The organism is Micromonospora sp. NPDC047467, from assembly GCF_040643095.1.
Classification (GTDB): Bacteria; Actinomycetota; Actinomycetes; order Mycobacteriales; family Micromonosporaceae; genus Micromonospora.
In genome coordinates this window covers 91,070-104,483 of the sequence record NZ_JBEYTO010000008.1, presented here as the reverse complement: position 1 = coordinate 104,483, position 13,414 = coordinate 91,070, and the positions used below count along the sequence as shown (strand labels likewise).

General features: G+C 68.8%; 14 protein-coding genes and 1 pseudogene. 7 read left to right on the top strand and 8 right to left on the bottom strand.

Translation table 11 applies throughout. The features are described from left to right. Window positions 1–77: 77 nt before the first annotated feature. Window positions 78–329, top strand: coding sequence for a transcriptional regulator (locus tag ABZ780_RS22455; RefSeq protein ID WP_357487293.1), 252 nt, complete (start codon window positions 78–80; stop codon window positions 327–329). Window positions 330–436: 107 nt separating this feature from the next. Beyond that, entirely contained in the window at window positions 437–1,321 is an 885-nt protein-coding gene (locus tag ABZ780_RS22450; RefSeq protein WP_357487291.1) for a S41 family peptidase, read from the top strand. Between the two features lie 426 nt (window positions 1,322–1,747). Here the strand turns inward: ABZ780_RS22450 and ABZ780_RS22445 are convergent, their stop codons facing one another. The 3 genes from ABZ780_RS22445 to ABZ780_RS22435 all read right to left on the bottom strand — a co-directional run bounded on the left by ABZ780_RS22445 (window position 1,748) and on the right by ABZ780_RS22435 (window position 4,682). Beyond that, on the bottom strand, window positions 1,748–3,013 hold the full coding sequence (locus ABZ780_RS22445; protein ID WP_357487289.1) for a PHB depolymerase family esterase: 1,266 nt from the start codon (window positions 3,011–3,013) through the stop codon (window positions 1,748–1,750). 311 nt (window positions 3,014–3,324) lie between these two features. After that, a complete protein-coding gene (locus ABZ780_RS22440) occupies window positions 3,325–3,828 on the bottom strand; it encodes an anthrone oxygenase family protein (protein WP_357487287.1) in 504 nt (167 codons plus the stop codon). After that, a complete protein-coding gene (locus ABZ780_RS22435; RefSeq protein WP_357487285.1) occupies window positions 3,825–4,682 on the bottom strand; it encodes an NmrA family transcriptional regulator in 858 nt (285 codons plus the stop codon). The genes ABZ780_RS22440 and ABZ780_RS22435 overlap by 4 nt, the downstream gene beginning before the upstream one ends. A 103-nt stretch (window positions 4,683–4,785) precedes the next feature. On the opposite strand from ABZ780_RS22435, the gene ABZ780_RS22430 reads away from it, so the two are divergent. From ABZ780_RS22430 to ABZ780_RS22420, 3 genes and pseudogenes are all read left to right on the top strand, one after another. Continuing rightward, on the top strand, window positions 4,786–5,745 hold the full coding sequence (locus ABZ780_RS22430) for an AraC family transcriptional regulator (protein WP_357487283.1): 960 nt from the start codon (window positions 4,786–4,788) through the stop codon (window positions 5,743–5,745). A 118-nt stretch (window positions 5,746–5,863) separates the two neighbouring features. Then, window positions 5,864–5,959 (top strand): annotated as a pseudogene (locus ABZ780_RS22425) (IS5/IS1182 family transposase); the annotation flags it as partial. A 158-nt stretch (window positions 5,960–6,117) separates the two neighbouring features. Continuing rightward, entirely contained in the window at window positions 6,118–6,264 is a 147-nt protein-coding gene (locus tag ABZ780_RS22420) for a hypothetical protein (RefSeq protein WP_357487281.1), read from the top strand. Window positions 6,265–6,410: 146 nt separating this feature from the next. On the opposite strand, the gene ABZ780_RS22415 is transcribed toward ABZ780_RS22420, so the two are convergent. Beyond that, the gene (locus ABZ780_RS22415) at window positions 6,411–6,893 is read right to left on the bottom strand and encodes a hypothetical protein (RefSeq protein ID WP_357487279.1); all 483 of its coding nucleotides are present in this window, start codon (window positions 6,891–6,893) and stop codon (window positions 6,411–6,413) included. Window positions 6,894–7,784: 891 nt separating this feature from the next. After that, a complete protein-coding gene (locus ABZ780_RS22410; RefSeq protein WP_357487277.1) occupies window positions 7,785–7,913 on the bottom strand; it encodes a hypothetical protein in 129 nt (42 codons plus the stop codon). Between the two features lie 187 nt (window positions 7,914–8,100). On the opposite strand from ABZ780_RS22410, the gene ABZ780_RS22405 reads away from it, so the two are divergent. Both ABZ780_RS22405 and ABZ780_RS22400 read left to right on the top strand, forming a co-directional pair. Next, window positions 8,101–8,577 (top strand): hypothetical protein, encoded by a 477-nt coding sequence (locus tag ABZ780_RS22405; RefSeq protein ID WP_357002563.1) that lies wholly within the window; start codon window positions 8,101–8,103, stop codon window positions 8,575–8,577. Window positions 8,578–8,610: 33 nt separating this feature from the next. Beyond that, window positions 8,611–10,473: a glycoside hydrolase family 15 protein gene (locus ABZ780_RS22400; RefSeq protein WP_357487276.1), complete on the top strand. Its 1,863-nt coding sequence runs from the start codon at window positions 8,611–8,613 to the stop codon at window positions 10,471–10,473. A 461-nt stretch (window positions 10,474–10,934) separates the two neighbouring features. Here ABZ780_RS22400 and ABZ780_RS22395 read toward each other — a convergent pair whose 3' ends face one another. From ABZ780_RS22395 to ABZ780_RS22385, 3 genes are all read right to left on the bottom strand, one after another. Next, entirely contained in the window at window positions 10,935–11,972 is a 1,038-nt protein-coding gene (locus ABZ780_RS22395; protein WP_357487274.1) for a DUF808 domain-containing protein, read from the bottom strand. 623 nt (window positions 11,973–12,595) lie between these two features. Beyond that, complete coding sequence (locus ABZ780_RS22390; RefSeq protein ID WP_357487272.1) at window positions 12,596–13,063, bottom strand: hypothetical protein; 468 nt, start codon at window positions 13,061–13,063, stop codon at window positions 12,596–12,598. Window positions 13,064–13,101: 38 nt separating this feature from the next. Beyond that, on the bottom strand, window positions 13,102–13,353 hold the full coding sequence (locus ABZ780_RS22385) for a hypothetical protein (protein ID WP_357487270.1): 252 nt from the start codon (window positions 13,351–13,353) through the stop codon (window positions 13,102–13,104). Window positions 13,354–13,414: the final 61 nt, after the last annotated feature.

Sequence of the window (13,414 nt, the reverse complement as noted above, 5' to 3'; positions counted from 1 at the left end):
GCCCAGCCGAAAGCGGCCATCACCGCCGTCAGATGGGCGAGACGATCGCCCGTGCTGGTTGCCCCTATCGTCGAGGCATGCCCAACGAGACCATCGAATCGGTCGTTCGCACCCACGCCATCAGCGCGACGGCGGTTCTGCGGCAACTGGTCGATCTGCGTGCCTACCCGCACCGGCACCTCGCCGTGGTCGCCTACGCCGCTGGCGGGGACAGCGTCAGCCAGGCACTCGCCGCAGCCGACCACCTTAGCCGCCTGGGTTGGGAACTGATCAATGTGACGCAGGTCGGGAGCGGCAGGGCACTGCACGCGTTCATGCGGCGCAGGTGAGCTAGAAGGTCGCGGCCATCGGTTCGGCGGCGGCCACACCTTGTGACACCTGGGCCTGCGCGAAATTCGGTGGTCATGAGGTTGTTCGCGGTCTACCGTGGCCCGCCGTGCTCTCAATCGAACAGATCATCGAACAGGCCCTGGATCGGATCGAGGCAGGGTACGTCTTTCCTGCGAAGGTCGAGGACATCGACGCCGCGATCCGGCGTCGTCTCGCAGCAGGCGAGTACGACGACCTGGACGGGCCGGTGCTCTGCGAGACGGTGACCGCCCACCTTCAGGAGGTGTGCCCGGACAAGCATCTGCGGCTGCTGTGGTCGGACCAGCCGCAGTCGCTGGATCCGGCGGACGAAGACGGGGGTCGGGCGGCGTTCCTCGCGCTGCTCAGGGCGGAGAACCAGGGAATCCGCCGTGTCGAGCACCTGGACGCAAACGTCGGGCTCATCGACGTGCGGCGCATCGCGTACGCCGACGAAGGCGCCGTCGCGATCGGCGCGGCCATGCAACTGGTCGCCCTCAGCTCCGCCCTCATCCTGGACTTGCGGGCATGCGCCGGCGGCGCACCGGAGGGAGCCGCGATGTGGTGCAGCTACTTCTTCCCCGACGATCAGGTGCACCTCAACGACTTCTACGAGCGGTCCACCGGCGCCACACGCCAGTTCTGGACGACCGCGCACCTACCCGCGCCGCGCTATGCGGACCGCCCGGTCTATGTGCTCACCAGCGCGATGACGTTCTCCGGGGGCGAGGACGTGGCATACACCCTTCAGGCGCACGGCCGGACCGTCGTCGTCGGTGAGACGACACGTGGCGGCGCGCATCCGACGGCCCGCCACGCGGTCACCGAACACATCCTCGTGACCGTGCCGACCGCCCGTTCCATCAACAGCGTCACCGGCACCAACTGGGAAGGCGTTGGAGTGGTCCCCGATGTACCCGTACCGGCAGACCAGGCACTCGACACGGCTCTCAAGGCCATCTCGGGCGCATAGGCGCGGCTGCGTCGGCGGCCGTTCGCTCGAACGCGGGGCTCGGGTCGACCCGGGGGCTGTCAACCAACAACGTCCGCCGTCAGTGGCGAGAGGCCCGGGCCGACACCGACCTCGCCTGGGTCACTCCCCACACCACGCGCACGACCGTGGCCACCCTCATCCCACGGCGCTAACGCGTCCCCCCGTTCCCGCTATAGGGCACGCCGCCGCCGGCTGAGGCGCTGCTGCGTCGGGTCCGTGGCCAGTTTCACGATCACGGGTTGACGGTGTACTGACCGCTTACTGGCCTGGTCTGGCCGGGACGGGAAGCGACAGGAACCGCATGCTCTTCTCCCGTCGGGCACACGCACTCCTACCGCGTCGCGCCGAGCTCGTACGGGAATCCAGCACGAGGTGGAGACCGAAGCTGGTGCCGCAGGCGGCGGATTATCGATGACGGCGGGCCATCCACTGCCAGATGTGGGTGCCGTTGCGGCTCGGGTCGTTGCGGGCCACGTAGATCCAGGACCAGTGACCGGGGAACTGGTAGCCGTTCCATACGACGTGGTCGTACAGGGTGATCAGTGATCCCGGGATGAGGTCGTGGGCGTGGATCGTGTTGGTCTCGGGTGGCACGGTGTCGTCGTCGCGTGAGGTGACCAGCCAGGTCGGGGTGTGGATCTTCGTCAGCTCCGCGTCGGTGATCAGGGGCGGGCCCTCCCCGCCGAGCGGCTCGATAACGCCGCAGATCGGTACCGACGCGGCGAACAGGTCGGGATAGGCAACGGTCATCTCCAGGGACATGTAGCCGCCGTTGCTGCAACCGGCCACGTAGATCCGGTCGGGGTCGACACGCTTGCGGCGTACGAGGTCCTGGACGATTTCGCGGATCAGCGGGGCGAACCGGGGGCCGTCCTCCATCCAGTAGGAGGTGCTCTGCGGAGCGACGACGTACGCGTCGGAGAAGATCCGTTGAGCCTGCGGGGTGGCGAAGCCCAGCGCACCGCGGTTGGCGCGCAGCGTGGTCTCGTTGTCGTAGTAGTCGTCAGGCAGGGAGGCGCCCTCGCCGCCGCCGTGCAGCCAGAGGATCAGCGGCAGCCGACCGTGGCGGGGCGAACGCTCCGGGGAGTACAACCGGTACTTCAGGCCCGAGCCCGAGACGTGGTGGCTGAAGGCATCCACCTCGGGGTTCGACAGCCGCCCCTGCACGAAGCGCGTGATGGTGACCGGCGAGCCGTGACGCCGGACGAGCGGGGTGTTCTGCCTGATGGTGTAGACGAGGTCCAGCCGGACGTTGCGGCCCCTGCTCACGATGTAGCCGAGGGTGCCACCGCCTGGTTGACCTTCGGCGTGGCTCAGCTCCAGCACGATGTTTCCGTGCCGGTCGAGCCGGGCCGCGGTCACCGTGCGGTCCAGGTCGTACTCGCTGAAGATCAGATCGCCGGGAGCGATCGGGATCGGGCTGGTGGCCTTGGCATGCACGGTGAACGTGTCGGAGGTGAGCCCGGCGGCGTCGATCGGCCCCAGCCGGCCGGTGTGGAGAGTGACCGAGGTGACCTGCTCACCACCGTCGAGCGTTGTCGCGTCGAGGGTGAAGCTCACGCTTGTGGGGTGGTGGCCACCGGCGTGGGCGGCGGGGCCGGGCAGCGCTAGGCCGATGGCGGCACCGGCGCCACCGGCCAGGACGGTGCGGCGAGTGACAGACGTTGACATTCGGGCCCCCGGGCACCTTGTGATGTAGACGTTCGTCGATGATTTTCAACCTAGTGTTGCCGAGATCCGCTGGCAACCGGTGCCGCCGCGGGAGATCAGGGCGCCCAAGGCGCCCTGCCCTGATCGCCGTCGCCGCGTTCATTCCGTTCCAGCGGCTACCGATCAACAGCGAAGCCGCCAGGCGCTGGCCTCGGACGACGGCCTCCAGGGCGAACTGCCGAGGGCGGCTGACGGAACTCCCAGAACGGGGTCGACGTTGGGCATCGCCTTGATCGACGGGCCGTACCGGATCGCACCCCCCGGACGGCGCGTCATCGGGACGTGTCCGAGAGGTAGACCCCGAGACCAGCCAGCAACAGGCTGATCAGGCTGGCACCGGCGCGTAAGGAGTTCCACCACGTCCAGGCGGACGAGTAGGAAGCCCACACCCGGACCGCCTCCGCAGGATCGGTCGGCACGCCTGCGGTGTCGAGCGTCTCGTTCATCGGCACGTTGACGACCACCGTCGGGATGAACGCGCCCACCAGGTACACCCCCGCGGCCACCAGGAACAGGACACCCGCCGACCTCTTCCCGAGGATCAACAGGAACACACCGGTCACCGTGGCGGCGACGAGCGGGCCGAAGAACGTGACAAAGAACAGCGGATTCTGGATCCTCTGGTTGATGCTCGTCATGGCCCGGATCGCGGTGCCAGCGTCGGCGGCGTTCAGACCGGGCATCACCGCCACCGAAAAGGCGTAGTAGACACCGGTGATCGCACCCGTCACCACCAGGGTCACCGCCGCCGACCAGGCAGCCAGGGTGGCGTTCATGCCCAGTCTCCACCGGGTGACGTGTCCCATGCACCAGCGGCGGCGGCGTCCCGGGCATAGTCGGTGAAGTCGCGCGGCCTGCGGCCCAGCGCCCGTTGCACACCATCGGCGAGCTGTGCATTGCGGCCGTCCAACACCTTGCCGAACAGTTCGGTCAGCACCGCCGTGAGCTCCGCCGGCACGTCGTACCCGGCCATCACGGCGGCGTACTCCTCGGGCGATACCGACCGGTAGCGGATCTCCCGCCCGAGCGCGTTGCCGATCTCCGAGGTCGCCTCGGCGAAGGTGAGAAGCCGCGGGCCGGTCACCTCGTAAAGCTGCCCCGCGTGCCCGTCGTCGGTCAGCGCCGCGACCACGATGTCGGCGATGTCGAGGGCGTCGACGAACGGCTCCGGCACGTTCCCGGCCGGGAGGGTGACCTCGCCGCCGCGTATCGAGTCGGTCAGAAAGTCCTCGCTGAAGTTCTGGCTGAACCAGCTCGCCCGCACGATCGTCCAGGCCACTCCGGAGTCCTGGACCACCCGCTCGCTGAGTTTGGCCTCCTCCTCGCCCCGGCCGGAGAGCAGAACCAACCGTTCGATCCCGCCGGACACCGCCTGTGCGGTGAACGAGCGGATCCTCGCGAGGGCGTCCGGCGCGACCAGGTCCGGGTAGTACACCAGGTAGACCGACGAAACCCCGTCCAGTACGGGTGCCCAGGTGCGCTGGTCGGTCCAGTCGAACGGCGGCTCGCCGGAGCGGGAGCCGACCCGTACCGGCCGGTCGAGTTTGGCGAGCCGGTCCACCACCCGGCGGCCGGTCTTGCCGGTGCCGCCCAGTACGAGGATTGGCTGCTCATCAACGGTCTTCGTCATGCCAACCAGTCAAGTCGAGGGCGAGCGCACCGGGAATGGGCGAGACTCTCGATCGCATGTCCCGGCGTCTCGACCGCCCACGTCACAGGGCTAACCTGAGCGCATGGATGCGCTCGCGGGGCTGCTGGACGGGCCGAGGGCGCGCGGCGCGTTCCTGATGCGGTCGGTGTTCGACCCGCCCTGGTCGGTACGGATCCAGGATCGCGCGCCCCTCACCCTGGTCACCATGCTGCGCGGCACGGCGTGGGTGGTGCCGGATCAGGGTGTTCCGGTGCCGCTACGCCCCGGCGATGTCGCGATCATCCGTGGCCCGGAGCCGTACACGATCGCCGACGACCCGGCCACGGCGCCGCGGGCAGTGATCCATCCCGGTGAGCACAGCACCACGCCCACCGGGGACGAGTTGTGCGAAGTGATGGACCTGGGTATCCGGACTTGGGGCGAACGCGCTGACGGGATGGCGGTGCTGCTCAGTGGCACGTACCAGTTGCAGGGCGAGGTCAGCCAACGGCTGCTGAGGGTCCTGCCCCATCTCCTGGTGCTGCCGGCCGGAGCACTGGACAGCCCGCTCATCCCGTTGCTCGGCGACGAGATGACCAAGGACGAGCCGGGGCAGGATGTGGTCCTGGACCGGCTGCTCGACCTACTGCTCATCGCCGTACTTCGGGCCTGGTTCTCCCGGCCGGAGGCGGCGGCGCCCGCCTGGTACCGAGCGCACGGCGATCCGGTGGTCGGCAGGGCGTTGCGACTGCTGCATGACCACCCGGCAAAGCCCTGGACGGTGGCCACCCTCGCGGCCGGCACCGGTATCTCGCGGGCGGTGCTGGCCCGCCGGTTCACCGAACTGGTCGGCGAGCCTCCGATGGCGTACCTCACCAACTGGCGGCTCGCGCTGGCCGCCGACCTGTTGCGCGATCCGGACGCCACCGTCGGCGCGGTGGCCCGCCAGGTCGGCTACGGCAGCTCATTCGCACTCAGCGCGGCCTTCAAACGGGTACGCGGTCTCAGCCCGGCCGAACACCGGCAGGCCATCGGGTCGCCTGACCTCACTTCAGTGGGATGACCGTGTCGAGGCTGGCCGTGGGCATCCGTTCCTCATCGTGGACTGAGCCTTTCCAGGCTGATCTTGCAGCTCAGGATGGGTGTGGCGGGCCCGGTGATCGATGGGTACGAGGCTCCCGGTAGGACAGCTGTCCTGCTGCCCACGGCGAGCAACCGCGATCGTGCAGGCCATCCTCGTCCTGCACAACGTCGAAGCCAACCGCTACGCAGGATGAAAATGGCTGTGAGAGTTGTCGTTGGCTGGCCTGGACGAGGATCCGCTGCGACGAGTGCCGTTTGCGGGCCGCGTCGTGCGCGGTCATCGAGATGCCGAATCGGCCGGGACATCTGCGTCCAGTGCCCGGATCGCGTTGACGATGGAGGTCACCGACTGGTGCTCGGCGAGCTGAGCACTTGCAGCGCCCACGCCAACGCCTACGTCACGAAGCCCATCGACGTGGACACGTTCGAGCGCATGGTCAGCGAGATCCACCGGTTCTACAGCAAGATCGCCGCGTTGCCGCTGCCCAGGGCGGCGTGACTCTGGGGCAGCAGCGACGCGCAGGCGGGGTCCCGATTACTTACAACCTCACCCAGATGCAGGGGTGACGCCACGGCCACCGCGCAGCGGCCAGTTGGCCGACGCGGCCGGCGTGAACCGTCAGGCGCTGCGGTACTACGAATGCCTCAAGCCGCACGACGGCCATCGAAGGCGTTGTCCAGCGGCGCGACAGCTACATCACGTTCATCAGACAAGGGCCGGTCCGCCACCACCTGCAACGGTTCGGCCTGCTCGCGCCGCACCTGCCGGACCTGCCGCAAGAACCGGTAGCCGATCCCGAGGACCGCACCGAAGCCGATCACCACGGCGTACGACCAGGCACCGTCGCCGCCGGTCAATTCGCCGAATTGGTTCGCCAGAAACCCGACGAACGTGGCCATGGCCAAACCGGTGACCGCGGCCACGGCGCGCAGGTCAGGAACCCTCGCCGCAAAGGCACCGGCCGCCACAGCGACAACGAGCACCCGCCCCGGCATCTCCGAGCGCGAAAACAGCGCCGCCGCCACGAGGGACGCGGCGATCATCGCTGTCCAGCCGATCGCAACGCTGACGCCCGTCGGCGTCTGCTGCGCGCCCCTTGCTTCCCACAGATTGCGATCCACCGCCATGGCAAGCCCCCGGACCGTGCGGACCCGCGCATCGAGTCCACCTGGTGCCATCTCAGTCCGTCTGGCCGACCACCGTCGACGGCTTTCACGCACCCGTTACGACCACGGGCCGATTCTTGACACGGCCATAACGGCAGCCACTCGGCCCCGGCTTCTCCGAAGGTAGGCACACCTCGGAGGGACGGTTGGTCCGGAGCGCCGGGAAGCCTGGTCGGCATGGGTCTTGATGACGAGAACCGACGGCGGCGATCCTCACCGCTCGGACACATGGCACTCCCACGTGCGGCCTACGCAGTCACGCCAGGCGGTTGGTGCCGGCGCCAAGATGCGCGCATCGGCCGACACGATCCGCCGCAGGCACGATTGGTTACGGAACCGGCGGTCCCTTACGGCAAGCTGGCGTATCGGCGGCGTCAATTCCCGGCCGGGTTCCGTATCAGCGGTGTGAAGAGCCTTGTGGCGCACACCCCGTACGCGATGTGCTCGTTGTCGGAAGGACGAGGTGAAAGGAACGACGGTGGCCAGATTGACTTGGCGCACCCCGGCGGGGCTCGTACGAGCCCAGCCGCAGTGGACGGGCGACCGGTGCGGTCCAGACAGGGCATCGCCGTCCCCCACATCCGGGCAGCGCATGTCGCTAGCTGCTCTCGGCGCCTCCACCCCGTCGCGCGGCGGGTTCGGGCCGATTCGGCTTCGAACCCGCCGCAGCTTCCTTATCTTTCGGGAAGAACCAACCCAACAGCTCACAGCACACCGGTGTTGAGGAGCCTCGCGTACGGGTTGTCCCGCACCGGCCGCGGCGCGGACGCCGCGCCGGTCTTCGCGTCGATCACCGGTACATGATCGGCGTTCCGTGGTCCTGGTGGGGCGGCATGCGCGGCGACGCCGCCTTCATCCATGCCCGCCGCCGCGCCCGCCGAGCTGCCTGACACCGGCCTCGGGTAGCGCGGGCCGGTCCCGCTCCGGGTCCCGGGGCAGCACCGCACCCACGGGCACGGCGCGTCGCACCGCCAGCTGCATCTCGGCGAGCAGACCACATCTCACAGCACTGTGACTTATGGTGAAAATCCGACACAGCCACCATCGTCCGATGCGCGCCGCAGGCGTCCCGACCAGAGCCGCCGGCTTTCACGTTTCCAGTCGAAGAACGGACCGATGACCGAGGGAACATTGACTGCCAACGCTCGCGTCGCCCACCCCTGCTGAGATGGACTGGGCCGGATGGGCGTTGTTCGGGGTCGTCGCCACCGCGGTGCTCACCGCGGCGCTGATCACTGCTCAACTGGCCGGACTCACTCGCCTCGACTTTCCCCTGGTACTCGGAACCCTCGTCACCGAAGATCCCGACCGGGCCCGGGTCATCGGGTTTTTCATCCACCTCGGCGCCGGTCAGGGCTTCGCGCTCGGCTACGCTGCCACGTTCGCCCTGCTGGGCCGCGCCACGTGGTGGACCGGGGCACTGCTCGGGGCCGTCCACGTCGGGATCGCGCTGACGGTGCTCCTGCCGCTACTTCCGGGTGTCCACCCGCGCATGGCGTCCCAGCGGGCGGGCCCAGCCAGCACGGCCGTCCTCGAGCCACCCGGCGTCTTCGCCGTCAACTATGGCGTCCAGACCCCCGTGGTCGTCGGCATCGTCCATGTCATCTACGGGGTGGTCCTCGGACTACTCCTTCACGCCGGCTGACCCGCGCGCCACGTCTCGTCAGGAGCGATCTGCATGACCGGTGGGTTCGAACCGACATCGGTCCGCCCCCCAGCGCCGATCAGCGAGTACGGGCTGCTGGGTGACACCCGCACCGCCGCCCTCGTCGCCGGTGACGGCGGGATCGACTGGCTTTGCGTGCCCCGCTTCGACGGCGAGCCCCTCTTCGGCCGGCTGGTCGGGGGACCCGAGGCGGGAACGTTCCGGGTTGGCCCCGCTCGACCGGCCACGATCGTGCAGCGACGCTACCGGCAGCACACCGCCACTCTGGAGACGACCTGGGCGGTGGGCGGCGGCCGGCTCACCCTCACCGAGGCCATGGTGGCCGAGGTCAGCGGCCGCCTGCTGCCGACAACGCTGATCGTGCGACGGCTTTCCGCCGAGGACACGACGGGCGACGCCGTCGTCGAGTTCGATCCCCGCCTCGGCGAAGGGCACCGCCGGCCTCGAGTTCACCACCGGGGTCCGGGCCTGGTGTGTCAGTGGGGGTCCCTCGCGGTCTCACTGGGCAGCTCGCCCGAGCTCACCATCGAACCGGGTCGGCCCGCCCTGATCAGGGTGCGACCGGGCCGACCGGTCACCCTCGTGCTGGCCGTGGCATACCGCGAACCGCTGATCCACGTCGAGCCCGCATGGGCCTGGGAACTGCTCGCCGAGGACGAGGAGCGCTGGCGAGCCTGGACCGCCGAGATCGACGGGTCGCTTCCGTTTCGGGAAGAGGTGGTACGAAGCCTGCTGACGCTGCGGTTGCTGACCTACTCGCCGTCGCGAGCGCCGGTGGCCGCACCCACCACGTCACTGCCCGAAGATCCCGGCGGGGTACGGAACTGGGACTACCGCTATGTCTGGCCCCGGGACGCCAGCATCGGCGTGAGCGCGTTCCTCAGCGTCGGGAAACCGGACGAGGCCCGCGGTTTCCTCGCGTGGCTGATGCACGCGAGCCGGCTACAGCGGCCACGCCTGCCGGCACTGCTCACCGTTCACGGCCGCGTCGTGCCAGCAGAACGGGAACTAGCCGGCTGGCCCGGCTATCTCGGCAGCGTCCCGGTACGGATCGGCAACGGCGCCGCCGGGCAACACCAACTCGACGGCTACGGCTGGCTGATCGATGCCGCCTGGGCGTTCGTACAGGCCGGACAGCGCCTCTACGCAGAGACGTGGCGGGCGGTGCGGGGCTTCGCCGACGTGGTCGCCCGCTGCTGGCAGGAGCCCGACGCCGGCATCTGGGAGGTCCGCCAACCCGCCCAACACGTACATTCGAAGCTCATGGGGTGGCTCGCTCTGGACCGGGCTTTGCGCATCGCCGATACTCACCCCCTGCCACGCCGTCAACGTCGGCGCTGGCGGGAAGCACGCGAGGCCATCACCGCCGAGGTCCGGTCATCCGGCTTCGACCCGACGGCGGCCAGCTACATGCGCACCTACGGCTCGACGGATCTGGACGCGGCCCTGCTCGTCCTGCCGCTGCTGGACATGGAGAGCATCGAGTCACCCCGGGTGCGCGGCACCATCGACGCCGTTCGAGACGAACTGTCCGCCGGCGGTCCGCTGCTCTACCGCTACCCGCCGGGACGTGACGGTCTCCCGGGGACCGAAGTCGCGTTCCTGCCCTGCTCGTTCTGGATGGTGCAAGCCCTCGCCCGCACCGGCCGCCGCTCCGAGGCGATCGAGCTGTTCGAGGCCATGCTCGGCTATGCCAGCCCTCTCGGCCTCTACGCCGAAGAGCTGGATCCCGCGACCGGCGCCCAGATCGGCAACTACCCCCAGACGCTCACCCACGCGGCGCTCGTCCAGGCCGCGCTCGCCATCCGGGACGCCCCGCCGGAATGTTCGCCGCCGCCTCGGGTGCCGCTCTCATCGCCATCGACGGCGCCATGATCGCCAAAAGAACTCGTACGGAAATGGGCCGTCGCTGACCCGTCTCGTCACGGTCGTCGCGTGCCAGGGCCGAGCCGAGCCACGACGACCGGCCCGATTACCACCGTGCGATCCATCTCGTCGCCATCGCAGGCACCCCGCTGACAGTTTCGTCCGCCGTTTCCGCGGCTGCGGGCGGTGACCCGTGCGGTAGAGACGGACCTCGCCGCGCTCGACCCAGCGTGTGGGGCTGCGACGCGGTGCGAACCTGCAGCGTCTGCGATGGGCCGGTTGACGGTGAGCTTCGCCAAGTCTGGATCTCTGGCCTGGTCGCCACCGACGTGTTGCCGTTGCTGGTAAACGCATGCTCCGCGGCCTGCGTGGCGGCACTGCCGCAGCCGTACACCGGCTAGGACGCCCGTACCAGCCGATGGCCGTTGAGCCGGGGAATCGAGAGCGGCGCCTCGTTGAGGATTTTGCGGTCAACCGCGAGGCGCTCGGTCCGCAGGAGCGTCGCGACGCCGAGCTGCGCGGCTCGGCGGCGCGGGGATGGTGCCGTCAGTACGAGTCGTGGCCGCCGCAGCCGCAGCCGCAGCCTTGGATGTGCGGCGGTGGAGCGTGAGAGTCATGACCAGCACGACCAGCGCTCCGACGATCAGCCCGAGGATCGCGCTGGCCGCCGTGTTGACGAGCCAGCCGACGAGCCCGCCGAGAACACCCGTGGCGTCGTGGGCGGCGACCTCCACGTGGTGCACGGCCTCGTACAGGAAGTGCAGGTTCAGCTCGTTCGTGCCGAGCAGCAGGATGTGCCCGCCCACCCACAGCATCGCCGCCGTGCCGACTACCGTCAGCACGGTGAGGACCACCGGCATCGCCCTCACCAGACCGCGGCCGAACGTGGCGACGGCGCCGGAACGTTGCGACAGGCGCAGCCCGACGTCGTCCATCTTTACGATCAGGGCCACCACGCCGTACACCAGGACGGTTATGACGACGGCGACGATAGCCAGGATCGCCAGGCGGGACCAGAACGCCTGATCGATCACCTCGTTAAGGGAGATGACCATGATCTCTGCCGAGAGGATCAGGTCGGTTCGTACCGCCCCAGACACCAGTGTCGTCTCGTCCTGCACCTTCTCCTCGCCCGCGCCGGAGGCACCGTGATGGGCGATTTTGGCCCACACCTTCTCCGCGCCTTCGTAACAGAGGTAGGCGCCGCCGAGCATGAGGATCGGAGTGAGCAGCCAGGGCACGAACTGACTGAGCAGCAGCACCGCCGGCAGGATGATGAAGAACTTGTTGCGCAGCGACCCCACGGCAATGCGCTTGATAATCGGCAACTCGCGCTCGGCCGCCAGGCTCCGCACATACTGCGGCGTGACGGCAGCATCGTCGACGACGACGCCCGCAGCCTTGGCGCCGGCCTTCGCGGCGGCCGCCCCGATGTCATCGATCGACGCGGCAGCGGCCCGGGCCAGCACCGCCACGTCATCCAACAGGGCTACGAGTCCACCGGCCAAGGGAGGGTCCTTCCAGGGTTGCGCGAGGTTCGAACTGGACCATTCTCGCTCAGGTCCCTGCGCGCGGCACGCCACCGCCCGGTCGTATATCGGGCGAGAGCTCGAGGTGAGCGGCTATCGCGCTCGGCCGACGATCGCCACCACCGCGCCCGGGTCATCACCTGGCGCCAGGCGTGGGTTCGTGTCGGTGACCGGTACATCACCGGTGGTGATTCACCATGACCGGATGCATGTTCTTCGAGGTGTCTTGATTTCTGTGTTTGCGGCGGTGGCGACGGGCGGGTGCTCCGGCGGCCAGGAGCCGCCGCAGGCCAGGCCTTCACCGTCAGCGGTCACGCCTGCGGGGTCGGGCGAGCCAAGTCAGCCGGATGACTTGACGCTCGTAACGGAAGGCCCGGCTGCGGCCGGCGCAGCATGGGGGGACGGGTTGACCACGAAGCTCGTCGCGGTTGAACGCAAGATGCTAGATGGCGGTAGCGCAACAGCAGTCGGGTGCGCAACCCGCGACGGGCAGTCGTCTGCGACGGCGGCCCGCAACAACAGGAGAGAAGAACGCAACGACTCGTGAGCACCCTGCCGATCCGGCAGAACAACGCTGTCCCCGGCCTGAGTATCCGATGGGCTCAGGCTTTGGGGGCCACGCGGACGACGCTCGCTCCGCCTATGACTCCGCCATCCTCTCGTACGGCAAAGATCAGGTTGTAAGACCCGGGCGGCGCGTCCTCCGCGATGGGAATGACGCTGACCGGTCGTTCGCCCGCCGCACCGGATGGCCGCACCGGCTGGGCCTCGAACGTTACCTCTCCCAGAGCGGGCCGAGCTGTACCCCCGGCAGCGTTCTTCAGTTCGCTGACGTCCCCGTACGGGCCAGTCAGACGCGCAGTCAGCTCGACGTGTGTCGGCTTCGCGGCGGGGCCGGTCCCCGACTTGACGATCCAGTGAACCGTCATTTCCTGGCCAGGCTGGTAGACCGTGTCCACGTCCTCGCCATCGCAACACGTGTAGGTCGTCGGGGTGCCTGCTGCGGTGGTGGACCGCCCGGAGCCGCAACCCGATATGACCAGCAAGGCCAGGCAGGCAACGACCGCCATAGGCCGGCACGTTTTCATGAGCAGGAGCATAACGAGCACTACTCTCGAACGTCTCCGGACAGACCTGGCCCCGCCAGCATCCACTTGATGGGCCGGTGCTGAAGTGAACGCTCACGGGCGATCCGGCCGAGCGCAGTGCCGGGCGGCTGACGCTCACCACCATCCGTGCCGAACTGGCCCGGATCGTCGGAGAGCGCGCGGCCGACGACCCGAACCTGCACTACCTCGACGGACGCGACCTGTACGGCGAGGCGGACTACGCCGAGATCCCACTGCCCGACGAGGTCCACCCCGACCCTGCGGGGCACCGCCGCATCGCTGAGAACTTCGCGCGGCTCGCGTTCGGCGACG